Raw genomic sequence first — 26,143 nt, 5'->3', positions numbered from 1 at the left:
GTTTCTTGTGGGGGGGGGGGGGGCGGGCGCCCCGGGGGGGGGCCCCAAGCGCGCCCCCGCGTGGGGGCGCGCGCGGGCGCGCCCCGTGCCGGGAGCACAGGTCAAAGCTGTGCGGTTCCTTGCGGCTGGAGAGCGGGCCGAGCACGGCGAGGGACTCCCCATAGTCAAAGGTGAGCGTGGCCACCGAGGGTTCGAGGCAGGCAACACGAGAACACGGGCGGAATGTCATTGCTCATAAGGGTACCGGCTGCCAGCCCACCGTAGGATGGCAGCATGTCCCGATCCCGTCGTTCCGCAGCGCCCGAACCGACCGTACGCGGCCGCGGGCGTGACCGGCACGGCCGCGGCATCCGCAGTTCGGCGACCGGCCCGTTTCTGCCGCCGCTGCGCACCCGCATCGATCTGTTCGACATGACGATTGCCTCGACGATCGAGTACCTGCGCGGCGTCTGGCCCGAAGAACTGGGCAAATCCGTGTTCGAGGTGGCCTCCGGACCGCGGTCGGTCGTGCCCGGCGTCGGTGTCGAACGCTGGATGGTGACGCCGAAGACGAATCGTGTGGTGTTCTATCGGCTGCCGATCCAGCGTCTGTCGCGCCTGCACGAAAACGATGAGATGCACCAGCGCATGATGATCGAGAGCTGCGTTTTTCGCGGCGTCGCTGAACTGCTCGGCAAAGATCCCTGGGATCTCGCGCCGGATCGCTTCCGCCACTTCTAGACCACCGCCACCGGCAGCTCCGCCCCCTCCCGGTCTCGTCGGCGCGAACCGCGACGACCACACGGCGCGGGGCGGGCGGGGCGGCGGGGTGGGCATCCACTCGGCTGAGGCTCGGCACTCCCGCGCTGTGACTGGGATCACGGGCACCCGAGGGGGTCCGGTGGCGCGCCCGCGTGTCTGTACGTTTGCTGTATGTAGTAACAGAACGGTAACGGATTGAGGTGATTCCAAACCTTTTCGGGGGTGGAACCGAACACCATGCAGACCCCAACACCACCTGCACCATCTACAGAAAAGGATTCACCCCATGCGTTCATTCACTCAGGTCACCGTCGGTTTCGCTGCTGCTGGAATTCTCGTTGCCGGCCTCGCGGGCTGCTCCGCGACCGGCACTACCACGACCCCGGCGCCCCCGTCGACCTCGTCCAGTTCGGCCGAGGCCACGCCGACGCCGCTCGCCTCCATCCCCAGCCTCTCCGGCGTTGACACCGCCGTGCTGCTCGACGCCGACTTCGGTGCCGCCCTCACGAGCCTCGGCCTCACCGCCGGCACCGTCGGAACGGCCACCCTCGCAGACGGCAGCCTGCACTTTCCGATCACCGGCGGCAACGTGGACTACTACGACCCGGCCGAGAGCTACCGCCCCTTCGTTCAGGGCTCCATCAAGCACGAGGGTTCCGGCTTCTCGCTGACCGCCGGCGACATCGTCGTCGAGCTGACCAACTTCACCATCGACCCGGGCACCTCGGAGCTCTTCGGTGACGTCTCGGTCAACGGCAAGTCCGCTGCGACCCAGGCCCTGCTGTTCAATCTCTACGGTGGAACCCTTGAGCCGCTCAAGATGGACGGCGACAACGCCATCCTCACCGGCACCACGGTTCACATCTCCTCCGTCGCCGCCGGCCTGCTGAACTCCACGTTCAGCACCGACGCCGTCGCTGACCAGATGCTCGTTGGTGTCGCGACCATCACCGCCGCGACCAAGTAGGTAACCGACTCTCCCTACAGAGTCTTCGCAGCACAAATCGGTCTTCGCAGCACCAATCGGACTTCGCAGCACAAATCGGGGCTCGCCACACGGCGGGCCCCGATTTGTGCGTGCCCGCACGCCTCATGGTCGCCGGCGAGAAGTTGGACGGTAGCGCTATCGGCGCCGACTCTACACGCGGCGGCCGCGAACCGCGGCACGCGGGTTTGATCGATCGCTGCGCGTGGTTCAGCTCGCAGCACGTCGTGATTTACGGAGCGCCCTGAGCTGTAAAGCGTTCCACGATCACCAACCCGTCTACTTCGCGCTGGCCGGGGTCGGCCAGCGGATGCCGGCCAGCATCCGTTTAACGGCGCCGGGGCCGGCGCGGTGCAGGGATACCGCGACGATCACAACGACTGCGATCGCGATCGACGCCTGGGTGAGCGGCACGCTCGGCACGAGTAGCCGCAGGGTGAGCGCCATCGGCACGAGCAGCCATTCCCAGCGGCCGCTGAGCGCCACGAACGGCAGCAGCAGCAGCGCATACCAGGGGTAGCGGGGGCTGAGCACGAGCAGGGTCGCGCCGATCATGACAAGTTGACCGACCCAGGGCCGGTTCTGGTCGGTTTTGACGATCACGAGCACGGCGACGACGCTCAGGATCAGGCCGGCGACGATAATAGCGGATGCCCCCGGCGCGACGAGAGACACCAGCGCGAACCGAGATCCATCCTGGTACCCCTCCTCGCTCAGGTAACCGGGGAGGTAGCCGAGCACCCCGATGCCGGTGGCCAGCACATAGGGCACGTACAGCAGTGCAAAACTCAGAACGGATGCGCTGACCATGCGCCACCCGCCCCGCTTGAGCAGCGCCGGCGCCGCCAACACCGGGATGAGCTTGGTGCCGATCGCGATTCCGAGCAGGGCACCGCCGCGCCACACCTTCTTGGTCGAGACGAGGAACACGGCCGCGACGACGAAGATGACGCCGAGCATATCCACGTGGGAGTTGGTGATCGCCTCGGTCGCCACGAGCGGGCACCAGGCCCAGAGCGCCGCGTTGCGCAGGTCGAGGCCGCGGCGGCGCATGCCGACCAGCAGCATGACCGTCGTGCCGAGGCTCATAAGCAGCCCGGCGAGCTGCAACGGCCAGTAGGTCGGCTCGGGGCCGGTGAGAAAACGCACGACGGCGAAGAAGATTTCGCTGGCCGGCGGGTAGATCGTGGGCACCGCCGTGCGGTTGAGCGCCGAGCAGAGCAGCTCGTCGGACTCGGTCTTATGAGCGCGGACGATGCGTTCGCCGACGCAGGCCTCCGTGCCGGCGGCAGTGGTCTGTGGCGCCGGGAACAGCCAGTCTGGCCTGAGGGAATCGAGGCGGTCATCCGCTGGGGTGAAAGCGTAGGGGCTGATGCCATTGTTTTGCACGATGCCATCCCAGGCGTAGCGGGCCGAGTCGGTACTCGTGTTGGGCGGGCCGACCATCGCAGCGCCGCCGATCAGGGCGGAGCCAGCGAGGACCAGCGCGACGACCGCCGTGCCGTTGATGCGGCGCAGCAGCCACCAGGCCAGGCCGAACAGCAGCCAGAGCGCACTCGTGACGAGCACGAGTTGCACCCTGTCGCGGCCCGGTTCGAACAGGTCGAGGGCCAGCACGCTGAACGCCGTGAGGGCAGCGCTGAGCACGAGGAGCCCTGAAACCAGAATGATTCGCACCAGTCCATCCTCACCCACGGGCGCTCGGCCGCGCTCTCTCCCGGCCGCGCGGCGCGAGAAACCTGCGGACCGTAAGACTCCTTGGTTGAGTGTCGAGACCAGGTGCCCGCCAGCGGATGAATTCCATCAGTCCCACCCGTCGGGTGCAGCGAGCAGCAGGAGCGAGTCGAGGCAACGACCGACGAGCGTGCCTGCAGGCAGGCACAGAGGCCGATCAATTCGTCGACCACCGCGTCGACGGGCCGCACCGTGCAACAGGCGCACCGGCTCACCGGCCCACCGGCCCACCGGCCCACCGGCAATGCACTCATTCGACCGGCCTGAACTGTGCCGTCGCGCCGCCCTGTTCTGTTCTGTTCTGTTCTGTTCTCTTCTGTTCTGTTCTGTTCTGTTCTGTTCTGTTCTGTTCTGTTCTGTTCTGTTCTGTTCTGATCTGTTCTGTTCTGTTCGAGCGGGATTGTCTCCGCCGCGACCAGTAGCTTCATCGTGCTTCTTTTTCATTCTCGGCACGAGTCTGAGTGAGGAAATACAAGAAAACGTTTTGATATCAACAATGGTCACGACAAACCGTGGACAGAGCTTGCCGAGATTTCAACCAACCGGATGCGATGGTCACTGACCGGCTCGACCAACGGGTGGGACGTGTGCGGACCGTAAGGAATCAGCGGGGTCAAGGCAGGCGCTCAGATGATGCACTAGAAGCATGCGGCGATTGATGTATGAGGCCCAGCGAGCGCTGGCGTCACCGGTGCGCAATCCGCGCATGGCGACCGTGATCGGTCGGCTGCTCGGCGCGGCCTTTCTGATTTGCTTCGGCACCGGCCTGTATAGCCATTTTCTGCAGGAACCACTCGATGGGATGCGCTTCGCGACCCGGCCAGAGTTTCTCTACCAGGTCACCCAGGGCACGCACATTATCGCCGGCATCGCCTGTTTTCCGCTTCTGCTGGCCAAGCTCTACATTGTTTTTCCCGAGCTGTTCTCGTTTCCGCCGGTGCGCGGCCTTGTTCACCTGGTGGAGCGCGCCTCGATCGCCCTGTTCGTCGGTGCCTCGATGGTGCAGATCACGATCGGGCTGCTCAACACCTACCAGTGGTATCCGTGGCCGTTTCCATTTCGGCAGGTGCACTTTGCGCTTGGTTGGATACTGATCGGGTTGCTGATCATTCACATCGGGGTCAAACTACCGGTGATCGCCCGGTACTGGAACACGGCGCCCACTGAGGCAGACAACGATCATCTTGTCGACGCGGTGTCGGCTGACCGGGCCGAGAATGCCGAGGCCGTGCGCCTGTGGGGCGAGACCCGCCCCGGGGGCATGACCGGTCGTGTGCTCAACTTCATCGACAACACGCCGCGCACGGCGAGCCGCCTCAGTCGGCGTGGATTTCTCACCACGGTCGGCGTCGCCACAACGGCCGTTGTGGGCCTCACCGCCGGGCAGACCTTCACTCCGCTGAACACGGTGAACCTGTTCGGGCCGCGTAAGAAGGGAGTCGGGCCGCAGGGCGTTCCGGTGAACCGGACGAGCGAGCAGGCGAAGGTAGCGGAGTCCGCGATGGCTGCGGGCTGGACCCTCACCGTTGCCGTCTCCGGAACCGAACGCGCCTTCACCCGGGCCGAGCTGCTCGCCCTGCCGCAGACCGCGGTGACCCTGCCGATCGCGTGCGTTGAGGGCTGGAGTCAGATGGCCCACTGGCGCGGCGTGCGGTTGCGCGACCTCGCCGACCTGATGAACGCCGATCCGAGTACCTCGTTTCGCCTGATCAGCCTGGAAGAACGTGGCAGCTTCAGCAAGACGCAGATGGGCCGGGAGTATGTGCGCGACCCGCTCACCCTCGTCGCGCTCGAACTGAACGGCGAGACGCTCGACCTCGAGCACGGGTATCCGGCGCGCATGATCGCTCCCGGGCGCCCCGGCGTGCTGCAGACCAAATGGCTGAGACGAATCGAGGCGATCGAATCATGAGAGCGGATGCGAACGGGACCGGTGACGAAGCTGCCGGAGTGCGCGTTGGGGTGACCGGTGTACCGGGAGTACGAGGTGATCGGGGTGCAGCAGGACACGCCGCCCCGGGTTCCCGATCGACCGAGGGCGTCGGGACAGGACTGAATTCCCCGCCGGCGGGGATCGCGGCGTCGACCAGCAGACGGATGCGCAGCATCCGCTTGGTGCTGGTGGGTGGCGGTGTGCTGCTGCTGGCGTGGGGCGTGTTCGAAATGTTCGATTCGGTGCGGCTGAGTCGGCTTCCCGGGGTGGCGCTGTGGATCGCGGCGGCGATCGTGCTGCACGATGCGATTCTGTCGCCGATCGTGTTCGCGCTCGGCATCGCACTGCGGCGGGCCGGACGCCGGGTGAGCGGAACGGTCATTGCGATCGTGCAGGGCGGCATCCTCGTCGGGTCGATCGTGTCGCTCATCGCGGTGCCGACGATCGTTGCGAAGAACTTCGCACCGCCGAACCCGACAGTGTTGCCGCTCAATTACGGGCTCAATCTGGGGATATTCTGGCTCGTGCTCGCCGCGCTGACCGTGGGGCTGTCGGTCTGGGCGTTTGTGCGAGCGCGACACCCGGTCACGGTATTCCCCGACGACTCCGGGCACTGACGCTGGGCGTAGGGGCGATCGCGGTCGGGAGTGACTAGGCCCGAGCGAAGCGGGCGAAGGAGCGGCCGCCTCGGGTCCATTCGGCGACCTGCACGAGTCCGACGTTCGCGGCCCGGCGGCGCAGGGCGCTGACCCCGATTTCGGCCCACGGAAAGGCGTCGCTCGTGTGTCCGGCGGCGTCGTGCAGGGTGCCCTCGTAGGCGAGGTCGTGCTCGGGATCGCGATGCACCTCGACGACGAGCACGCCGTCGGCGGCGAGCAGCGACACGCAGCGGTCGAGCAGGGCGTCGGGGTCGCCGCCGATGCCGATGTTGCCATCGACGAGCAGCAGGGTCGCCCAGGTCCCCTCGAGCGGAATGTAGTCGAACACGGAGCGCTGCAGCACAGCGAGTCCGGCAATGAGTGCGATCCGCACAGCGGTCGGCGAGACGTCCACGCCGAAGGCGTCGAGTCCTTCGTCGAGCGCGGCCTGAATCATTCGGCCCGGTCCGCAGCCGATGTCGAGCACCGGTCCGGCGACCCCGGCGACCAGGGCACGGTCAATCGCGTCCGCTCCGGCACTCCAGCGACCGGCGTGCATGGTGCTGACGCGCGCCGCGGCACCCGGGTCGGCATCGGTTCGGTGGCCGTGCAGGTACAGCACGTTGTCCTCGCCCTGCAACGCCTGAGCGTACGGTTCCGAACCGCCGGCACCGAACGTGGTCGGGAGGCCACGGTGGTCGGCCGTTGCGCCGTCGGCGGGTGCACGATCGGCGGGTGCACGATCAGTCGGTGTGCGGTCGGCTGGCTGATCCCACACGCGGGGTGACGCGATGGTCATGAGCCTGCCCCTTTCGGGGGAAGATCATCGGCAGTATTCAGATCGGCAGCATACAGATCGGCAGTATCGAGCTGAGCGGCTGTCCGCACCCGGTTGAAAGCGCGCGCGAAGCGCGTGTGCGGGGCGGCCAGGGCGACGGTGTGGGCATCCGCTATGGTGTCGATGTCGGTGAGCGAGGGCAGCAGGCGCACGCTGAGGCCGGCCTCGTCGAGGCGCTGCAGCTGATGGGCACCGGTGTCTGCGCGACTCATCGGGATGCCGCGGAGCAGCGCTCCGGTCGGGTTTTTCAGTGCGAGCGCCCAGAAGCCACCGTCGTCGGCGGGGCCGAACCACGCATCCGTGGGTGGCGACGAATCGGGGGGTGGCGGCGAATCGGGGGGTGTACCCGAATAGGGGTGTGTGTTCGAACGGAGGTGTGTATTCCAGTCGAGGAATACGGGCGCAAGCAGCTCGGCGCTGACCTGCGGGGTGTCCATGCCGAGCAGCAGGGTCGGCTCATCGAGGTGGTCGAAAATGGCGGCGAGGCGCTCGTCGAGGCCGCCGCCGGTCTGCGGCAGAACCTCCCAACCAAAGGCCTCCGCCGGCGCCGTCACACCGTCGAAGGCCAGAATGCGACGCGTTGCGGGAAGTGACCCGGCGACAGCGAGGGTGTCGGCGAGGCTGGCTGCGGCGAGGAAAGCGGCCTGCTCGAGCGAGAGCGGCGGGTGCAGGCGGGTCTTGACCTTGCCGGGCAGGCACTCCTTGGCGATGACGACGATCGCGGTCATGAGCGGGCTTCGCTGCGGCCGAGGCGGTCCGTGCGCAGCAGCGCGGACATGTCCCGGATGGCGGTGAGGGTGCCGCGCACGGTTCCGGTCACCTTGCTGCGGCCGACGCGCGGCGCGTAGCCGGTATCGACTTCGCGGATGCGCCAGTTGGCCGCGGCCGCGTCGAGAAACATTTCGAGCGGGTACCCGCTGCGGCGGTCATGCAGGTCGAGGGCGAGGAGATGGTCGCGGCGAGCCGCCCGCATGGGGCCGAGGTCATGGATGTTCACACCTGTTATTCGGCGCAGTCGCCAGGAAAGATAGGTATTTGCCAAACGGGCATGCGGAGGCCAGGCGTTGCGGGTGGTCGGGCGGCGGCGTCCGAGCACGAGATCGGCCTCGTCGGCGCTGATCGGGCCGACGACGAGCGGCAGGTCGCGGGGGTCCATCGAGGCGTCGGCGTCGCAGAAAGCCACGATCGGGGCGGTTGCGGCCAGGAGCCCGGCGTGGGCGGCGGCACCGAAGCCGCGGCGGCTTTCGTACACGACGTGCGCGCCGAGGATGCGGGCGAGGTCGGCGGATCCGTCGGTCGACCCGTTGTCGACGACGATCGCGCGGTAGCCGGCGGGCATGCGTTCGAGAATCCATGGCAGCGCCTGCGCCTCATTCAGGCAGGGCAACACCACGTCCACCCGAATGTTCATCATTGTTCGACCCTAGGGGGGGTGTCTGGGCCTTCGGGGTGAAAGAAGTTACGAACCACAGACGGATGCTGGGGAGCCGGTGCGAGTGGCGGGTACTGCGGCAAGCGGATGCCCGTGACCGGGCGAACGAGGCGGGCGAGGCGGGCGAGGCGGGCGAGGCGGGCGAGGCGGGCGAGGCGACCTACTGCCGCGCGGCGGGAGCTGCGCGTTGCACGCTGGACCTCGGCGGGGCGACGCACGCGGCGGGGCGACGCACGGCATCGGCTGGGCCTTCGGACAGATCGCTGCGAGCGCCCCGTGCGGTGCAGCGGTCGCGCGCCTAGTCTGAGGGGGTGTCCCCCTCCCAATATTTTGCGCCGCCCCGAGCGGATGCCCTCGCCGGCCGTCGTGTGCTCGTCATCGAGGACGACCCGATGGTGTCCGAAGTGGTCGCGCGATACCTGCGGGCCGCCGGATTCGTCGTGGACGAGGCCGTCGACGGGCTCGCCGGCTTGCGCCAGGCGGAGGCCGTGCAGCCCGACCTGGTGGTGCTCGACCGCATGCTTCCGCTGCTCGATGGCATCGAGGTGTGCCGCCGTATCCGCGTGACTTGGGGAGCGCTGCCGGTGATCATGCTGACCGCGCTCGGCGAGGAGGAGCACCGCATCGAGGGCCTCGAAATCGGCGCCGACGATTATCTGGTGAAGCCGTTCTCGCCGCGGGAGCTCGTCCTGCGGGTGCAGTCGGTGCTGCGGCGCAGCGGGACCGAGTCGATTCCGGAGGGAAATCTTGACGTCGGCGAATTCTCCCTCAACCTGACCGCGCACGAGATTCGGCTGCGCGGCAAACCGCTCGTGCTCACCGCACGGGAGTTCGACCTGCTCGCCTATCTGATCTGGCGGCCGTCGAAGGTGCTCACCCGCGAGGAACTGCTGCGCTCGGTCTGGGGCTGGGAATTCGGCGATCTGTCCACGGTGACCGTGCACGTGCGGCGGTTGCGGGAGAAGATCGAGGCCGATCCGGCGCATCCGGTGCTCGTGACCACGGTCTGGGGTGTCGGGTACCGGTTCGATCCGGTGCCGCTCGGGGCCGGCGAGGGTGCTGCTGCTGGCGCTGCGGACGAAGCGTCGGGGGGCGCGGAATGAGTGGGGTCGCGGAGGCTCGGGTCGTGGGGGCACACACCGGTGCGGTCTGGGTCGGCGCGCGGGGCGGCATCCGTTTGAGGAGGGACGCACGATGACCACGGACGTGTTGGCGACCGTCGCCGGTATCGCGTTCGGCTGCGCGATTCTCGTGGGCGCGCTCGCACTGCTCGCGTTGCGTCTGCTGTCGCGGGGGTCGCTCGCCATGCAGGTCGTCGTCGTCGCGTTCGCGACCGTCGCGTCGGTCGTCAGCGGAACATCCGCGGTGGCCTCACTCATGTACCTGTCGGCGCACGACCTGACCGTGTTCTACTCGGTTGCCGTTGTCGCCGGAATCGTATCGCTCGTCATGGCCTCGGTTTTGGGACGCTCACTGGTGCGCGACAACCAGTATTTTCGGGCGGCGGCGGCGAGCATCGGTCGGGGCGAATCCGTTATATCCCCGGATCGGCATACGAGCACGGAGTTCGCCTCGCTCGCCGGAGAGTTGGCCGCGACGGCCGAACGGCTGTCCGAGTCCCGCGATCGCGAGGAGCGCATCGAGACGTCGCGCCGTGAAATCGTGGCGTGGATCTCCCACGACCTGCGCACGCCCCTCGCCGGCATTCGGGCCATGGCCGAGGCCCTCGAAGACGGCATGGCGCCCGACCCCGAGCGCTACTACGTGCAGATTCGCGGACAGGTCGACCGGCTCAGCGGCATGGTCGATGACCTGTTTGAGCTGTCCAAGATCCACTCCGGGGCGCTGCAACTCACCTTCGAACGGGTTGCCCTGTACGACCTGATCAGCGACACGATCGCCGATCTCGCGCCGGTCGCGCTCGCTAAATCGCTCCATCTGCGGTTCGAGGGTGAGCGGGGTCTCACCCTGCAAGCGGATGCCCGCGAGCTCGCCCGCGCGGTCGGCAACCTGGTCATGAACGCCATCCAGCATTCCGCGGCCGAGAGCGCCATCGTCGTCTCGGTCACTCGGCACGTCGACGGGCGTGCGGTGATCTCGGTCGTCGATGCGGCCGGAGGCATCCCCGAGCGGGATCTCGGCCGGGTGTTCGAGGCCGGCTGGCGGGCGAGCGAGCCGCGTACGGCGTCCGCTTGGAGTACCGGCGCCGGTCGCAGCGGCGGCGCCGGGTTGGGGCTCGCGATCGTCGCGGGAATCGCGCGGGCTCACGCTGGGCAGGTGACCGTGACCAATGTGGAGAACGGATGCCGGTTTGAGCTGCTGTTACCGCAGCATCCGCTCGGCTGATGGGGCCGCGGGTGGCGGGATGACAGGGTGCGACGGGTCAGGGGTGCGACGGGTCAGGGGTGCACAGCGGCCCGGAGGGGGGCAGTGGCGAACTCGAGCATGCCGTCTTCGAAGGAGACCTGGGCCGACCAGCCTAGTTCCAGGCGCAAGCGCTCCGACGACGCCGTGATGTGCCGCACGTCACCGAGACGATACTGTCCGGTCACGACCGGAGCCGGGCCTCCTGCAGCAGCGGCGAGGGCGGTCGCCATGTCGCCGATGGTGTGCACGATTCCGCTGCCGACGTTGAACGGACGAAATACGCCGGAATCGGCCGGCGACGAAGCGGCACCCGGCGCGGTGAAGTCCAGCGCGGCTATGTTGGCCGCGGCCACATCACGTACATGCACGAAGTCGCGGCGCTGCCGGCCGTCCTCGTAGACCCGCGGGGCCTCACCGCGCTCGATCGCCGAGCGAAACAGCGAGGCGACTCCCGCATACGGTGTGTTCTGCGGCATGCCGGGGCCGTAGACGTTGTGGTATCGCAGGGCGGCGACGCGCCCGCCGGTCGACCGGGCCCAGGCCGTGGCGAGATACTCTTGGCCGAGCTTGCTGCTCGCGTAGACGTTGCGCGGGTCGAGCGGATCCGTTTCGCTCACCAGAACGGGCTCGAGCTCCTGCCCGGTCGCCGGGTCGAGCGGGTCGAACCGTCCGGCGTCGAGGTCACTCGCCAGGCGCGGTCCGGGCCGGGTGAATCCGTTCGGGCCGCGATAGCTGCCCTCACCGTAGACGACCATGGATGAAGCCAGAACCAGACGACGGATGCCCTGCTCGGCCATCGCTGCCAGCAGCACGGCGGTGCCGACCTCGTTGCTGTGCACGTAATCGGGGGCGTCGGCGAAATCGACTCCGAGTCCGACCTTGGCAGCTTGGTGGCACACCACGTCGATGTCGACGAGGGCTCGGGCGACGACGGCAGGGTCGGTCACGTCAGCGTGCACGAACTCGACTCGGGGGTCCAGCCCCGCAGGCATAGTGTTTGGGGCCCGGAACGTGGGCCGACGTGCTAACCCGGTTTCGGGCAACGGTGCAGGGCCGTGCACGTCGGCGCGCAGCGAGTCCAGTACCCGCACCCTGTAGCCGCGGGCGAGAGCGGCGTCGACGATCGCGGATCCGATGAAGCCGGCTCCCCCGGTGATGAGCAGGAATTCGCCGGTCATGCGCTGTCCCGGCCGGCGCGGCCGGCGTGGGCAGCCGGTTGCCCGTCGGCAGGCGCGGACGCGGACGCCCCGGGGTATCGCGGGAACCGACCGGTCATCACGCCGGTTCCTCCATCGGGTCAGAGTGCACGGCACGCGCGAGCACGGCGTCAACCTGGGCCGGATCAATGAGCTCCCGCGGGGTGAAGTCAATCGGCAAGGCCCGCAGGATACCGTCGATCGCGGCCAGAATACGCGGCTGGGCCTCGCGGAGGCGACGGAACACGACCGAGGCGGTGACGGCATCCGTTTCGCTGGTCGTGGCGACACTGGAAGGCACGGGCGCCAACCCGGCGTCGGCGTCGGTCACGAACGAGAGGTTGACCGTGGCCATGTTGAGCTCGCCGGCCAACACGATCTCGGGGTACGCGGTCATGTTCACGATGTGGGCGCCGATCGAACGGAACCAGACCGACTCCGCCCGGGTCGAGAACCGCGGGCCCTGGATGACGACGACGGTTCCGGTCGGCGCGAAATTCTCGTTGAGGGTGTTGAGGGCGCTGATCGCGTAGCCGCGCAGCAGCGGGTCGAACGGGTCGGCGGCGGAGAGGTGCTGCACCGACTCCCGGTCGTAGAACGTGTCGGACCGGCCAGTCGTGCGGTCGATGAACTGGTCGGTGACCACGAGCAGACCCGGCGGATACTCCGGCGTGACTCCACCGACGGCCGACGAGGAGATGATCGCGCGCACGCCGATCGAGGCGAGTGCCCAGATGTTGGCGCGGTAGTTGATCAGGTGCGGCGCGACGCTGTGTGCGCTCCCGTGACGGGGCAGAAACGCGACGCGGCGACCGGCGCGCAGACCGATCGTGACCGGAGTGGTTCCGTACGGCGTCTGCACCCGGTGCGTCACCGCACCGGACGGGTCGATGAGTTCGTAGAGTCCGGAGCCGCCGATCACGGCAATCTCCGCGCGCGCGGTCGGGTCGCCCAGAGGGTCGCCCAGAGGGTCGGCAGTCGGTTCAGGTGTCATAATCGGCTCCCAGCGGGTTACAAGTCGAGTGTTCAGTGTGCCATCGAAACCTGCGTACCCGCGCAAGCCCGCCGCCCAGCCGCACGAAAGCGGATGCCCGGCGCGCGCGGTCCGGGCCTGGCCCGCTCCCCGGGCCCAGGTCAGAACGTGGGCCCGCGTTCTGGGCCCGGGCCCGGAACGCAGAAAGACCTAGTGCGTGTAGACGCGGATTGACGAGGCCAGGGGCCCGGGCGGGTTCAGGGCAAACGACGAGAGCACGCCGTCGCCGAAGTAATCCACGAGCGCCCAGAGCTGTTCGCCGCCGCTCACGACGTAGCGGGCTCCGCTCGACAGCGGCACCACGGCACTGGCCCCGGCGTCGATCTGCAGATCGACCGGGGTGCCACTGTCGGGGGTGAGAATGAGGGAGGCATCCGCTGCCCCGCCGTTGACGAGGTGCAGCGTCGGCGACGGACCAGGCGCCACCGCCACCGCGAAGTCGCCCGCAAGCGGTGCCGACGCTGAGAACCAGCCGAAGTCCTTGCCGCCGGCGCTGTCGGTGGCGGTGCGGGCGGAGGCGATGATCGGCTCGTCGGAGCGCAGCTGCACCGAGAAGCTGCCCGAGGCCAGCGGCGACAGCGGAATCTCAGTGGCGATCCCGGGCTCGACGTCGACCTGGGTCGACGTTCCCGCGGCGGTTCCGTCGGCGCTCGTCACACCGATCTGAACGGTCGCCGCCGCATCGCCCGGCACGAACACGCGAATCGACGGGGTGGCAGCGTCGAAACCCTCGCCCGTCGTCACGGTCTCGTCGGTGACGGCCGCCATGACGCGCACCCCGGCGATGATCTGGTTGGTGGCGGGGGTCGCGGTGGTACCGATGATCTCGACTCCGCCCGGTTCAATCCCTCGGATGCTGCTCTGCTCCAGTGACGCAGCCACCTGCCCGCCGCGCGACTCAACGTGCAGAACGGGCGACTTCACGTTCGGGGCGAGGCCGGCGAGCGAGATGACCCGCTGCTCGCCCGGCTGTACCAGAATGCCGGAGGCGCCGGGCGCGTCGATCGGTCCGCTCTCGCCGGAGACGGTCACGTTGACGGTCGCGAGCACGGTGGTCGGGTTGCTCAGCAGCAGCAGGCTGGTGCGTCCGATGTCGGTTGACCCGCCGACGATCCAGCTGTCGCTGACCGCTTCGGCGCAGGCGGCGACGGCGAGCCCCCCGATGGTGTCGGTGGTGGCAACCTGCGACTGGCTGCCGGCCACGAGCGGCGGCACGGTGGCACCCTCCTGCACGGGAACGGTCAGCAGCAGCGGCGGCTGCCGGCTGTTCGAGTCGTCGACCGCGGTGATCTCGGTCACCTGCGGCCGAATCTGCGCCAGTGAGGTGGCCTCAACCGAGCCATACACGGCGGAGGCCGCCCCCACACTGGACGCCGCCTGCGCCTGTGTCGAATCCTCGGCGAGGGTCAACAGCGGCCCCGGGCACACCCGCTGCTGCTCGCTCGGCGACGGCGAGATCTCCTTGGATTGCGGTTCGCGTTCAATGGTCGGCAGCGTCACCAGGGTGGCCGCGCCGAGGGTCGCAACGACGACGGCGATGCCGACGAGGCCGAGCACACCGCGACCGGCCCGGCCGCCAATGCGGGCGAGTTGGCTTCTATCGGGCATGGGTGTCCTCCACGGGCTCGGCGGCATCATCAGAGAACCCATCGTCCGATTCCAGTGCGGTGCCGACACCGGTTTCCCGGTCGATGCCGAGGTCGGCTTCGAGGTCGGCTTCGAGGTCGGTGCCGACCGGCGGTTCCAGACCCTCATCACCATCTGACGAGGCGACAGCGCCCTTCGTCCGGCGCACACGCTTCGACTTCTGCTTGGCATCGGCCCGAGCCGCCCGGCGAATGGCATCGCGGTTGGCCTGGCGAACGGCTTCACGGCCAGCCCCGATCGGCAGTGACAGCAGTACCGTGCTGCCCACGACGGCGAGGGCGATCAGCAGAGTCACCAGGCCGAAGACGCCGCCCGCCTGAGCCGGCACGGGGGTCGAGGCGGCAGCATCCGTTTCGCCGAACTGCCACAGGCGGCCGAACTCTGTGTCGCCGACCGGGGCCAGCGCGGCATTGCCGTCGAGGGCGGTTTCGGTGCGCAACGCGGTGTCGGCGGCCTCAACACTACTGCCCGCCGGCTGCAAGACAATAAAGCGGATGCCGAACTCGGCCAGGTCCGCGCTGGTGTCGAGTCCGCTGCGCGAGGCCAGATTGCCCGCGAGCTCCGCGAGCGCTTTCTCGCGGGCGCTGAGCGTCTGGTCGGTGCTGTCCAGGGTGGATTGCTGGTTCAGGGTGGCGCCGGCTCCGCGCTCGATCGAGGCGAGCAGACCGCCGTCGGCTTGCGGAACGAGCTGCAGCGTTCCGACCCGGGGGTCGATCTGGGCTTCCGCGGCGACGAAGGCCGGTTGGGTCTGCCCGGTTCCCTCCCGCACGGCGGCGGTGCCGAGGTGCAGCGCGGCGACGAGCGGCAGCACAACCACGGCCAGGGCGAGGGCGGCGACCACGCCGGGCGCCGACGCGAACCGGTGCAGGGAGCGCAGGCCGATCACGAGGGCACCGACCAGGCCGAGCCAGTACAGGCTGAGCCCGGACCCCGACCAGACACGCACCGGTGCGGCGCCGAACGCGGCGAGCACGAGCGAGTTGGCGGCGAGGGCGGTGCCGAATCCGAGCAGGGCCACGACCCAGGCACCGCTCGCGAGGCGCGCGCCGGGTAGCAGCAACGCCAGCAGGGCGATCACGGCCAGGGGCGCGAGCAGGATAGGCACGAACAGCTGCGGGTCGAGGCCGACAACCCCGAACCGGTCGAGCACGCCGGCCCACCCGTCGGTGCCGGGCAGTCCAAGCAGTAGTTGCAGGGTGGGGGCGTGGCCGCTCGGCAGGGGGAGGCCCGGGTCGGCGACGAGGTTCAGCCAGCTGCCGCGCAGGCCCTGGTCAGCAAGGAGCGGAAGCGCCAGCGCGAGCGCCGGCAACAAAATACCGATGAAGCGCATCACCCGACGGCCCGCGAGGGCTACGCTGAGCAGCCAGACCATGAACAGGGCCGGGGCGAGCGAGGGCGCGCAGGCGACGACCGCCGCGAACAGCAAGGCGGCCGAGGCACTCGCCGACCACGTGCGCGCGGCCGCAAACCAAGCGAAAAACAGCCACGGCAGCAGCAGGTGCACGAGAATCGCGGCCGGGCGACCGTCGGCGAGGGCGATCAGGAATGTCGGGGCCAGCACCCAGAGGGCGGCGGCCAGCGCGCGCAGGCTGCCGCGGTCGGTCAGACGGGTCGCGGCCATCCATGCGCCGACGGCGGCGAGTGGAAAGGCGAGGGCGTAGACCAGCACGAGCGCGAACGACGGCGACCAGAACGCGATCGAGCCGAGCACAGCGACCACCGCGGCGAACGGGTCGGCGGCGCCGACGAAGCCGAGTCCGAGGTCACGCCAGCCGTAGCCGACGCTTGCCCAGAGCTCGGGCAGGCTCGGTGAGAGCGGCAGCAGCCCGCCGCCGGTGAGGGTGTCGGCTCCGAGCAACGGCACCATCATGATGATGCCCACGACGGCCGCGGCGAACATGGTCCAGGCGCCACCGCCGGAGAAGAATCGAATTTCGGGACGTTCGCCGTGCAGGCCGAACAGGCTGGCCTCCCGCTTGAGCGAGTAACGTCGGCGTACTTCGGCCGAGGGAACCCGCAGTGTCGAGATGGCATCCCAGCCGAGCGTGCGGGTCTTCGCGAACGAGCGACGGGCGTTGCCGACGCGCATTCCGTTGAACGCTGCGCCGAACGCGGCCGAGAATTCGCCCACGATCGCGCCGGGTTCCTTGCGCAACAGTTGGCCGAGCGAGCGCATGAAAGCCAGCGGCAGCAGCGACAACCAGTGCACAACAAGGGCTCCGGCCGGCGCATAGACCAGACGGCGGTGCAGTTGCGCCGAACGTTCGGCCCGCACCCGGCGGCGGCGTAGGCGCCCCCGCGACGATTGGTTCGGCCCGGCGACGCCGTCACCGGCCGACGCGACGCGGGCGCCCGGAACGACCGACACCCGATACCCGGCCAGCCGCACGCGCACGCAGAAGTCGAGCGAATCGTCGACGGTCGGCAGCGCCGGGTCGAACCCGCCCAACTGCTCCCACACTGTGTGGCGCACCAGCATGCCGCCGGCACTGACGGCAAGCACGTCGCTCAGGCCATCGTGCTGTCCCTGGTCCAGTTCACTTTCGACCAGCGTGACGGTGGCGCCGAGAGGTGTCATCGACTCGCCAAAGTTGTGAATGTATTCGCCGGCGATCCATTCCATGACCTTCGGTCCGGCGACGGCTACCGACGGGGCGATCTCGAGCGCGTCAACGAGCACCTCGAGGGCGGTCGGCTCGGGCGCGCTGTCCTGAGCAAGCAACCAGAGCAACTCGCGGTCGTGGGTGGGCAGCGGCGTCACCTGCACGGCGGCGTTGATGGCCTGCCCGAAGTTCAGGTCCGCGTCGGCGGCAATGAACTGCGCCGGCCCGAATTCGGCGAGCATCTTCGCTGTCGCATCGCTCGAGCCGCAGTCCACGGTGATGACAATGTCGGGTTTACGGGTCTGCAGCGACAGCGCCTTGAGAGTTCGTTCAAGGTGTTTCGCGCCGTTTCGGGCGACAAGGATGGCGGTGACTCTCGGTTGCATAACAGCACCAGCCTAGGTCGGTATCCCCCGGGGGCCCTCAGGCGAGAGGGCGCGCCACAAATATCGGGCCCGCATTGGCCAGGCGGATGCCGCAGCATCCGCTCGCAGAAAGCGTCGCGCCAAGCGAAACGGCCGACAAGCGGTTCGGACACAAAACACGCTGTAGCAGGACGCAGCACGCAGCACGCCGAGCCTGCGTGGAGAACTACGCGCGCTTGCGCAGTTTGCGGCGTTCTCGCTCGGAGAGCCCGCCCCAGATGCCGAACCGCTCGTCATTGCTGAGCGCGTATTCGAGGCACTGGTTGCGTACCTCGCAGCCGGAGCAGATCTTCTTCGCGTCGCGGGTCGAGCCGCCCTTTTCGGGAAAGAATGCTTCGGGGTCGGTCTGCGCGCAGAGCGAGTCGGCCTGCCAGGCCAGAAGGTTCTCGTCGCCGAGGTCGTGTCGTACTCCCGGAACACCGAGGGTGACGGGGTCAACGAACCAGTCCTCTGGTACTCCGGAACGATAGTCGAGCATGGCCATATCGTCTCCCAGCGTTCGTTTGCGCACAATTAGTGCCTGCCCTAATTACACCGGTGTAATTCGCTAACGTCAAGTCGCGAATCGTAAACCCTCAATACGGGCTGGAGGGTTGCGACGCGCCCAAGAGTCAAAAAACCCCGCTCGGGGGGTGCGATTTGATGCGTGCAATGTTGCGAAGGTAGCACGATCTCATCGATGGCGGCGTGTCGCTGCGCTCAGTTCGCGGCGGTGCGCGACGAGTCCCAGGCGCTCTGCACCATCTGCTCGAGACTGTGGCGCATGCTCCAGCGCAGATCGCGGGCGGCGAGTGCGCCCGAGGCGACGATGCGATCGGGGTCTCCGGCGCGGCGCGGGCCGATCTCGGGAGCGAAGTCGATGCCCGTGACCCGGCGCACGGTCGCCATGATCTCGCCAACCGAGACGCCGTCGCCGCTGCCGAGGTTGTAGACCGGTTCGATCGCTTCCCCGGCGTCGAGGCGGCGGGCCGCAGCCACGTGCGAGATCGCGAGGTCGGCCACGTGAATGTAATCGCGAATGCAGGTTCCGTCGGGGGTGGCGTAGTCGTCGCCATTGATGCGCGGCGTGCGACCGTCGAGCAGCGCGGCGAAGACCAGCGGAAAGAGGTTGTGCGGGCTGGTGTCACTCAGACTGAGGTCGCCGGAGCCGACAACATTGAAGTAGCGCAGCGACGTGTGGCGCAGGCCGGTCGCGACCGCCTGGTCACGCAACAGCCACTCGCCGATCAGCTTGGACTCGCCGTAGGGCGACTCCGGGCTCTTCTCGGTGGCTTCGGTGACCAGATCGGTGTGTGGGGTGCCGTAGACGGCGGCGCTCGACGAGAACACGATGCGGTCGATCTCGGTCGCGTCCATGGCGGCGAGCAGCGTGGCCGTGGCCGTGACGTTTTGCTCGTAGGTGTGCAGCGGTCGCTGCACCGAAACGCCGGCGTACTTGAATCCGGCCACGTGCACGACGCCATCGATGTGATGCTCTTTCATGGTGTGCACGAGCAGGCTGCCGTCAAGAATGTTGCCTCGAATGAGCGGAACGGGGGCCGGCACGAAGCTTTCGTGCCCGGTCGATAGGTCATCGATCACGACGATGTCGATGTTCTCGGCCAGAAATGCCCGAACGATGTGCGAGCCGATGTAGCCCGCTCCTCCTGTGACCAGCCACTTCATGTTGCCCCACTCGGTCGTGCGGCAACCATTCATGCCGTCGTTCCACAGTATCGAACGCTACGCGGGAGGTGCGCCAGTGCGCGGGACTCCCGGCCGGGCCATAACTCCCGCGCCACGAGTTGCGCGGGAGCTGCGCCAGTGCGCCCCAGTTGCGCTTCGCGCGCACTGGCGCAAGTCCCGCGAATCGCGAGAGTGCGAACGCCAGCTACGCCCCGACGGTGGCCAGAAAGACCTCGCCGGTGCCGGCGAAGGTCAGGGTTCCCTCGTCGGGCGTGACGTACACGGCCTGGCCACGCTTGAGCGGCCGCGACGACAGGCCTCCGGCCACGAGAAACCCGCCGATCGTGCAAATGGCAATGGCCGGCCCGGCGAGGGTGATCTGTCGCATCGGAACGGGGGTGGCCGACACCGCGTCGGCATCCGCTTCGATGTGCACGAGCTCGAAGTCGGGCACGCCGGGGCGGTACCGCGACACCCCAGGGGCCTCCTCGACCGGCGCGAGGTACGGCGCCGGCGCGGCACTGAAGTCGAGCACCCCGAGCAGCTCTTCGATGTCGATGTGCTTGGGCGTCAGGCCGCCGCGCAGCACGTTGTCGGAGGCGGCCATGAGTTCCACGCCGAGCCCCGACAAATAGGCGTGGATGTTGCCGGCCGGCAGATACAACACCTCACCGCGTTTCAGCGAGACCCGGTTCAGCAGCAGGGCGAGCACGATTCCGGGGTCGCCCGGGTACGCGGCGGCGAGCGCGCGCACCGTTGCCAGTTCGCGCGCATACCCGATGGTTGCTCCCCCAGCGGCCAGGGACTCGGCGTGCTGGGCGAGCGCGACCACCCGTTCGACCAGCCATTTCACCTCGCCGGAGTCGCCACCGCGGCCGTCACGCAACAGCCAGTCGACGGTGTCGCGCAGGCCCAGGGCCAGGTGGTTCTCGAGCGAGTCGATGGCGGCGGCCTGCGGGTTGTCGGTCGAGAGGTCGAGCAGCCGCAGCTCTGCGAGGATTCCGCGCACCTCATTGAGCGGGCGAAACCCGCAGAGCGCTTCGAACGTGTCGCTGAGCGCAAAAATGAGCTCGGGCTTGTGGAACGGGTCGCGGTAGTTGCGGTTGCCGGCGTCGACGGCGATTCCGGCTTCGTTCTCCAGCTCGAATCCGGCCCGGGCCTGCTCCGTGGTGGGGTGCGCCTGCAGCGACAGCGGGCGGGCGGCGGCCAAGATCTTCAGCAGAAACGGTAGGCGGGGTGCGGCGAAGTCAGCCGGGGCCGCCGAAGCGGGCGAGCCCGCCGCCGAGCCGGCAGCATCCGTTTCCCGCTTCGCCAAGTCGACACCGAGCGCCACCTCCGGCGCCGCCGCGACCCATTCGGCGAGGTTGGCAGCCCCGCCGACGAGCGATGCATCCTCGATGATCGACGACGAGCCGACGTGAGCCCCCAACCATAGTTCGGCCTCGGGTACACCCGACGGCGCCCGGCCCAGCAGGTCGGCGATGGCGTGCGTGGACCCCCAAGCGTAATTGCGCGGCGTGTTGGTGATGCCCACAAACATGTTCGGCTCCTTCTCCAGCTGTTTAGACCAAACTACCAACCGACTTCGGGCATTCAGCCAACGACCCTAGGCTGGCGACCAGTCGCGGTCGCGTGTCGACCGCCTTTCTTGCAACGGAGCCTCCATGACCTTTGAGCTACTCGGCAGCGACTTCTTCGGCTACGAAAACCTCCTCAGCGCGCCCGAGCAGTCGGCCATCGTCCAGCTGCGCGCCTACCTCGAGCAGGAGGTGCGGCCCATCGCAAACGGCTGCTGGGACCGCGCCGAATTCCCCACCCAGATCATCAAGCCGCTCGCCGAGCTCGGCATGTACTCCTTCGGCTGGGACGAAACGAAGCCGTTTACGAATTCGGCGGTGTTCCGTGGATTCGTGGCGCTGGAGCTGGCGCGAGTGGACGCATCCGTAGCGACCTTCGTCGGCGTGCAGAACGGGCTGTCGGCCGGCACGCTTGCCGCCACCGGCTCGGCCGAGCAACGCGCTGAGTGGATTCCGCGCCTCGCTTCCGGCGAGATCATCGGAGCGTTCGGCCTGACCGAGCCACTCTCCGGCTCCGACAGCGCGCAGGGTCTCCGCACAACCGCCACCCGTAGCGGCGACAGCTGGACACTGAACGGCGCCAAACGTTGGATCGGCAACGCCACCTTCAGCGATGTGACCATCGTCTGGGCCAAGGACACCGCCGACAACCAGGTGAAGGGCTTCATCGTTCCCACCGACACCGCCGGCTACGCAGCCACCAAGATCGAGGGCAAGATCAGCCTGCGTGCGGTGCAGAACGCCGACATCACGCTGACCAACGTGGTCGTGCCCGAGAGCCTGCGCCTGCAGAACGCCAACTCGTTCAAGGACACCGCCAAAGTGCTGCGGGCCACGCGCGCCGAGGTGTCGTGGGCGGCCGTCGGCAACGCGATCGGCGCCTACGACGCGGCCGTGGCCTATTCGAAGTCTCGCGAACAGTTCGGTAAGGCCATCGGTGGACACCAGCTCGTGCAGGATTTGTTGGTGAAAAGCCTCGGCAACATCACCGCGAGCCTCGGCATGGTCGTGCGGGTGTCGCAACTGGACGACGAGGGAGTGCAGCGCGACGAGCACTCCGCGCTCGCCAAGGCCTACACGACGAGTCGCATGCGAGAGAGTGTGGCCTGGTGCCGCGAGCTGTTCGGCGGCAACGGCGTCACCCTCGAGTACAACGTGGCCCGGCATTTCGCCGACGCCGAGGCCATCTACTCCTACGAGGGCACCCAGGAGATGAACACCCTCATCGTCGGCCGGAAGATCACCGGCCATGCCGCGTTCGTCTGACCGGGCGCCGCGAGCCGCCGTCTGCAAAACCGGCACAATTTGCGACACGCCGGGTACGGCATCCGTTCGACCCGGCGTGTCGCATATTTACCGGCATTATCGACACAAGCGGATGCCCACAGCCCCGGCGCGGGATACGGTGTCGGAATGAGACCTCGACGCACCGACTCCGGCCCGGCCTCGCGGTGACCACCGACCAGGGGCTCGACGCCATCGTCGTCGGATCCGGCCCGAACGGCCTGGCCGCCGCCGTTACGCTCGCCCGCGCTGGTCTCACGGTGCGCGTCTACGAGCGCAACCCGAGTATCGGCGGCGGGGCGGCGACCGCCGAGCTCACCCTGCCCGGGTTTCACCACGATGTGGGCTCGGCCGTGCATCCGCTGGCCCTCGCATCCGAGTTCTTCACGAAGTTCGGTCTGGCCGACCGCATCGAGCTGCGCGTTCCCGAAATCTCCTACGGGCATCCGCTGCCCGGCGGCCGCGCAGGCGTGGCCTGGCACGATATTGAGCGCACCGCGGCCGGCCTTGGCCGCGACGGCCCGGCCTGGCTACGTCTGCTCGGGCCCCTCGTCGACAGCATCAGAGACGTGGCCGAGCTCACCGGGGATGCGCTACTGCGTGTGCCGCGGCATCCGCTCACGCTGGCCCGGTTCGGGCTGCGCACGCTGGAGCAGGGCGGCCCGGCCTGGAACTGGCGCTTCACCGGCGAGATTGCACCGGCGCTGCTCACCGGCACGTTCGCGCACTCGATCGGGCGGCTGCCGAGCCCGTCGACCGCCGGAGCCGGGCTCACCCTCGCCGCGCACGCGCACGCCGGGGGCTGGCCGATTCCGATCGGCGGAAGCGGCGCCATCGTGCGGGCCCTCGCCGACGACCTGCTCGAGCACGGCGGCGAGATCGTGACGGATGCCGATATCACCAGCCTCAGGCAGCTGCCGCCGGCCCGCATCGTGCTGCTCGACGTGACACCGCGCGCCCTCGTCGACCTCGCGGCTGGCACCCTGCCCGCCCGCTACACGACGACGCTGAGCACGTTTCGCTACGGCAACGCGGTCGCCAAGGCGGACTTCGCGCTCTGTGAACCGGTGCCGTGGGCGGCCGCGGACCTGCGGCGAGCGCCGACCCTGCACGTGGGTGGCACCCGCGCCGACCAGGCGCGCGCCGAAAACGCCGTGGCCCGGGGGCGGCATGCCGACTCCCCCTACGTGCTCGCCGCGCAGCCGAGCATTCTCGACGCCACCCGCGCTCCCGCCGGCAAACACGTGCTCTGGGCCTACACGCACGTGCCGGCCGGATCCACCCACGACCAGACCGAGCAGATCACCCGGCAGATCGAACGCTTCGCCCCGGGGTTTCGCGACACCATTCTCGCCTCCGCCGGCCAGAGCGCCGCGCAGATGCAGAACCACAATCCCAACCACATTGGCGGCGATATCGCGGCCGGAGCGATCAGCCTCGCCCAGCTCGTGCGCCGCCCGGTGCTGTCGGGCGACCCGTGGCGCACTCCGCTCACGGGCGTCTACCTGTGCTCGTCATCGACCGCGCCCGGCCCCGGCGTGCACGGCATGTGCGGCTACCGCGCCGCCCTGAGCGCCCTCCGCCACGAATACAACATCCAGACCCCGCCCCACCTCGCGCCGACGGCGCCGACGCCGTAACCGCCTCCTCGATCAGCCGACCCGCCGCGTATCCGCTCGCCCCGTCGATGGGACCCGAGATCACTCCCGAGGAGACCGCCCGGGCACGAAGACCCGCCGCCGCCTCGCCCATCTGCCGAGTGCCACGCCGAGTGAGATTCCCTCCCCGCCGGTCGAGCTTGTCGAGACCACCTTGCACGCGCGTGGTCTCGACCGGCTCGGCCACCGATACCGGCCGCGCGGGAACCGGTAACCTGAAACCATGTCCGCCGTGCAGAGTCGCCTCGTCATTCGACTCTTCGCCACCTTCGTCTGGTTCACCGTTCTGGCCGGCCAGTTCTGGCGCAATCTCGGCGGCTGGTGGGGCTTCGGCGCCATCGCCGTGATCGTGGTCGTCGGCAGTGTGATCGGCCTCAGCACCCAGCGCACCCATGCCCGCAACGCCGCCGCCCGGGCTGCCGCGCACCCGGCCGAGCAGCCGAGCAGCCCCAGCGATCGCGACATTGCCCTCGGCCACACGTACACTGCAGCTCTGGCCCCCACCCTGAACTGGCGTAAGTTTCCCAAGACCATCACCGCGTTCCTGCTGCTCGCCACCCTGTCGATCGTGTGGTCGTATTACCCGGGGGCATCTGCTCTCGGCATCACCCTGCAGCTCATCACGACCCTCGCCGCCCTGTTCCTGGCCGTCACCCTCACCTGGCCAGAGCTCCTGCGCACCCTGGCCGGCGCCCTGCGCTGGGTGCTCGCCCTCTCGCTCTCATTCGAGCTGTTCGTGGCCGTCATCATTCAGCATGCCGTGCTGCCGTTCTTCGTCGACTACGGCACAACCGACGTGCCGAACGCCTTCTACTGGTCGCGCGGCCTGCTGCTGGCCGGCGGCCCCATTGAGGGCATTGTCGCCAACCGCAACCTGCTCGGGTTCGTAGCCCTGCTCGCCATCATCGTCTTCACCGTGCAACTGAGAGCCCACACCGTCAAGCGCGGCGCAGGCCTGGTCTGGCTGGCGCTGGCCGTGGGCATGTTGCTACTCACCCGATCCGCCACGGTCGCCGTGTCGCTCGTCGCGGTCGTGGCCGCCCTGTTGTTCGCGCTCTGGGCGCGCCGGGTGCACGACCAGCACCGGCGGCCGTTGTATGTCGTGGCGGCGGCATCCGTTCTCGCGGTCGCTGCGTCCCTCGCGTTGTTCTCCTCGCAGCTGTTCAGTCTGCTCGGCCGCAGCGACGATCTCACCGGCCGCTTCGACATTTGGGCCAGCGTCACCCAGCTCGCCCTTGAACGCCCGGTGTTCGGCTGGGGCTGGGTGAGCTACTGGGTGCCGTGGGTGGAACCGTTCAACGACCTCGCTGTGCGCAAGGGCGTCACCTACCTGCAGGCACACAACGCGTGGCTCGACGTGTGGCTGCAGCTCGGCATCGTCGGCGTCATTCTGTTCGCCGCCCTCGTCTTCTCCACCCTGTGGCGAGCCTGGTTTCTCGCCGTGGATCGCCCGCGTCTCGGCGTCAAAGATACCGAGCCGTTCGCCGTCTCGGCGTTACTGCCGCTGCTGCTGCTCGCCGCGCTGATCGCCCAGAGCGTGGCCGAAAGCCGCTTGCTCATCGAGAGCGGCTGGGTGATTCTCATCGTGTTCGCCGTCGTCACCAAGCGGCAGCAGCACGCGCCCCGACCGATGCCCTAACCCCAGCGCGGTAAATTAGAGGATGCCCACCCTGCCCGAAGCCCTGCGCCGCGCGCTCGCGTCGCCGAAATTCGCGGCCTCGCTCACGCTTGTCATTCTGGCCACGGCATTTGGCACCCACCTGCTACGCAGCGTCATGGGCTGGCCCGGCCTCATCGGTGTGCTCGGTGGCCTCGTCGTGCTCGCCGTGCTCTCGCTGCTCGCCCGCCGCCCCATTGTCGAGTGGCACGGCCTGCTGCCCATCTCGATCATCGTGTTCGTGGCCTGGTGCGCGCTCTCCGGGGTGTGGAGCGGCTACGTCTCCGAGACCATCATCGGCGTCAGCTACCAGGTCACCGTCGGATTCCTCGCCATCTATGTGGCGCTCGTACGCGACACCTTTCAGGTGGTGCGCGCCACCGGCGACGTGCTGCGGGTGCTCCTCGGGCTCTCCATCGTGCTCGAAGTGCTGTCGGGGCTGCTGCTCGACCTGCCGATCGCGTTTCTTGGCGTCGTCGGCGACATCGACCGACTCGGCCCAATTCAGGGCATCTTCGGCTCACGCAACGTCTTTGGACTCCTCGCCCTTATCGCCGCCGTCACCTTCTACGTCGAGCTGCGCGCCCGATCCATTCCGCGCGCACTCGGCATCGGCTCGATGTGGCTGGCCGGCATCTGCCTGGTGCTCACCCGCTCCCCCGTCATCATCGTCGTCGCCACCTGCGTCATCGTCGCCGCGCTCGCCCTCTATCGTTTACGTCGCACCCCC

The 26,143-nt window shown here is 68.3% G+C and carries 21 protein-coding genes and 1 pseudogene; 10 read left to right on the top strand and 12 right to left on the bottom strand.

Features of this window, described 5'->3' with window-relative positions:
- On the bottom strand, nt 1-229 hold a 229-nt coding region (locus tag LH475_RS04570; protein WP_297412978.1), incomplete at its 3' end, for a DUF3499 family protein.
- Between the two features lie 44 nt (nt 230-273).
- Between LH475_RS04570 and LH475_RS04565 the strand changes: the two genes are divergently transcribed.
- Both LH475_RS04565 and LH475_RS04560 read left to right on the top strand, forming a co-directional pair.
- Nucleotides 274-720: a metallopeptidase family protein gene (locus LH475_RS04565; protein WP_196845662.1), complete on the top strand. Its 447-nt coding sequence runs from the start codon at nt 274-276 to the stop codon at nt 718-720.
- A gap of 307 nt (nt 721-1,027) precedes the next feature.
- Complete coding sequence (locus tag LH475_RS04560; protein ID WP_196845661.1) at nt 1,028-1,708, top strand: hypothetical protein; 681 nt, start codon at nt 1,028-1,030, stop codon at nt 1,706-1,708.
- Between the two features lie 297 nt (nt 1,709-2,005).
- Here LH475_RS04560 and LH475_RS04555 read toward each other — a convergent pair whose 3' ends face one another.
- Nucleotides 2,006-3,403 carry a glycosyltransferase family 87 protein gene (locus LH475_RS04555; RefSeq protein WP_196845660.1) on the bottom strand — a complete coding sequence of 466 codons (1,398 nt, stop codon included), beginning with the start codon at nt 3,401-3,403 and terminating at the stop codon, nt 2,006-2,008.
- 703 nt (nt 3,404-4,106) lie between these two features.
- On the opposite strand from LH475_RS04555, the gene LH475_RS04550 reads away from it, so the two are divergent.
- Complete coding sequence (locus tag LH475_RS04550) at nt 4,107-5,372, top strand: molybdopterin-dependent oxidoreductase (RefSeq protein ID WP_196845471.1); 1,266 nt, start codon at nt 4,107-4,109, stop codon at nt 5,370-5,372.
- A gap of 185 nt (nt 5,373-5,557) precedes the next feature.
- Nucleotides 5,558-6,010: a hypothetical protein gene (locus LH475_RS04545; RefSeq protein WP_297412976.1), complete on the top strand. Its 453-nt coding sequence runs from the start codon at nt 5,558-5,560 to the stop codon at nt 6,008-6,010.
- 34 nt (nt 6,011-6,044) lie between these two features.
- On the opposite strand, the gene LH475_RS04540 is transcribed toward LH475_RS04545, so the two are convergent.
- From LH475_RS04540 to LH475_RS04530, 3 genes are read right to left on the bottom strand one after another with little or no spacing between them, the layout of a single operon-like run.
- Nucleotides 6,045-6,830, bottom strand: coding sequence for a methyltransferase domain-containing protein (locus LH475_RS04540; protein ID WP_196845469.1), 786 nt, complete (start codon nt 6,828-6,830; stop codon nt 6,045-6,047).
- Nucleotides 6,827-7,597 carry a DUF2064 domain-containing protein gene (locus LH475_RS04535; protein WP_196845468.1) on the bottom strand — a complete coding sequence of 257 codons (771 nt, stop codon included), beginning with the start codon at nt 7,595-7,597 and terminating at the stop codon, nt 6,827-6,829. The genes LH475_RS04540 and LH475_RS04535 overlap by 4 nt, the downstream gene beginning before the upstream one ends.
- Nucleotides 7,594-8,280, bottom strand: a complete 687-nt coding sequence (locus tag LH475_RS04530; protein WP_196845477.1) for a glycosyltransferase family 2 protein — start codon at nt 8,278-8,280, stop codon at nt 7,594-7,596. Before LH475_RS04530 ends, LH475_RS04535 begins: the two co-directional genes overlap by 4 nt.
- Before the next feature lie 332 nt (nt 8,281-8,612).
- Between LH475_RS04530 and LH475_RS04525 the strand changes: the two genes are divergently transcribed.
- Entirely contained in the window at nt 8,613-9,404 is a 792-nt protein-coding gene (locus LH475_RS04525) for a response regulator transcription factor (RefSeq protein WP_196845467.1), read from the top strand.
- A 91-nt stretch (nt 9,405-9,495) separates the two neighbouring features.
- A complete protein-coding gene (locus LH475_RS04520; RefSeq protein WP_196845466.1) occupies nt 9,496-10,647 on the top strand; it encodes a HAMP domain-containing sensor histidine kinase in 1,152 nt (383 codons plus the stop codon).
- Nucleotides 10,648-10,700: 53 nt separating this feature from the next.
- On the opposite strand, the gene LH475_RS04515 is transcribed toward LH475_RS04520, so the two are convergent.
- The 7 genes from LH475_RS04515 to manA form a co-directional block, all read right to left on the bottom strand.
- Nucleotides 10,701-11,846 carry an NAD-dependent epimerase/dehydratase family protein gene (locus tag LH475_RS04515; RefSeq protein ID WP_297412975.1) on the bottom strand — a complete coding sequence of 382 codons (1,146 nt, stop codon included), beginning with the start codon at nt 11,844-11,846 and terminating at the stop codon, nt 10,701-10,703.
- 97 nt (nt 11,847-11,943) lie between these two features.
- Complete coding sequence (locus LH475_RS04510) at nt 11,944-12,858, bottom strand: MTAP family purine nucleoside phosphorylase (protein ID WP_297412974.1); 915 nt, start codon at nt 12,856-12,858, stop codon at nt 11,944-11,946.
- Between the two features lie 189 nt (nt 12,859-13,047).
- Nucleotides 13,048-14,505 carry a DUF5719 family protein gene (locus LH475_RS04505; RefSeq protein ID WP_297412973.1) on the bottom strand — a complete coding sequence of 486 codons (1,458 nt, stop codon included), beginning with the start codon at nt 14,503-14,505 and terminating at the stop codon, nt 13,048-13,050.
- On the bottom strand, nt 14,495-17,533 hold the full coding sequence (locus tag LH475_RS04500) for a glycosyltransferase family 2 protein (protein WP_297412972.1): 3,039 nt from the start codon (nt 17,531-17,533) through the stop codon (nt 14,495-14,497). The genes LH475_RS04505 and LH475_RS04500 overlap by 11 nt, the downstream gene beginning before the upstream one ends.
- A 205-nt stretch (nt 17,534-17,738) precedes the next feature.
- On the bottom strand, nt 17,739-18,056 hold the full coding sequence (locus LH475_RS04495; protein WP_196845476.1) for a WhiB family transcriptional regulator: 318 nt from the start codon (nt 18,054-18,056) through the stop codon (nt 17,739-17,741).
- Nucleotides 18,057-18,271: 215 nt separating this feature from the next.
- The gene (gene galE / locus LH475_RS04490; protein WP_297412979.1) at nt 18,272-19,237 is read right to left on the bottom strand and encodes a UDP-glucose 4-epimerase GalE; all 966 of its coding nucleotides are present in this window, start codon (nt 19,235-19,237) and stop codon (nt 18,272-18,274) included.
- Nucleotides 19,238-19,442: 205 nt separating this feature from the next.
- Entirely contained in the window at nt 19,443-20,777 is a 1,335-nt protein-coding gene (gene manA / locus LH475_RS04485) for a mannose-6-phosphate isomerase, class I (protein WP_196845461.1), read from the bottom strand.
- Between the two features lie 124 nt (nt 20,778-20,901).
- Between manA and LH475_RS04480 the strand changes: the two genes are divergently transcribed.
- The 4 genes and pseudogenes from LH475_RS04480 to LH475_RS04465 form a co-directional block, all read left to right on the top strand.
- The gene (locus LH475_RS04480; RefSeq protein WP_196845460.1) at nt 20,902-22,080 is read left to right on the top strand and encodes an acyl-CoA dehydrogenase family protein; all 1,179 of its coding nucleotides are present in this window, start codon (nt 20,902-20,904) and stop codon (nt 22,078-22,080) included.
- A 185-nt stretch (nt 22,081-22,265) separates the two neighbouring features.
- Complete coding sequence (locus LH475_RS04475) at nt 22,266-23,738, top strand: NAD(P)/FAD-dependent oxidoreductase (protein WP_297412971.1); 1,473 nt, start codon at nt 22,266-22,268, stop codon at nt 23,736-23,738.
- A 241-nt stretch (nt 23,739-23,979) separates the two neighbouring features.
- Nucleotides 23,980-25,395 (top strand): O-antigen ligase family protein, encoded by a 1,416-nt coding sequence (locus tag LH475_RS04470; protein ID WP_297412970.1) that lies wholly within the window; start codon nt 23,980-23,982, stop codon nt 25,393-25,395.
- Nucleotides 25,396-25,417: 22 nt separating this feature from the next.
- Nucleotides 25,418-26,143: pseudogene (locus LH475_RS04465) on the top strand (exopolysaccharide production protein); the annotation flags it as partial.

Origin of the sequence: Cryobacterium sp. (assembly GCF_026786305.1) — a bacterium.
Lineage (GTDB): Bacteria > Actinomycetota > Actinomycetes > Actinomycetales > Microbacteriaceae > Cryobacterium.
This window is presented reverse-complemented; position numbering and strand designations above follow the sequence as displayed.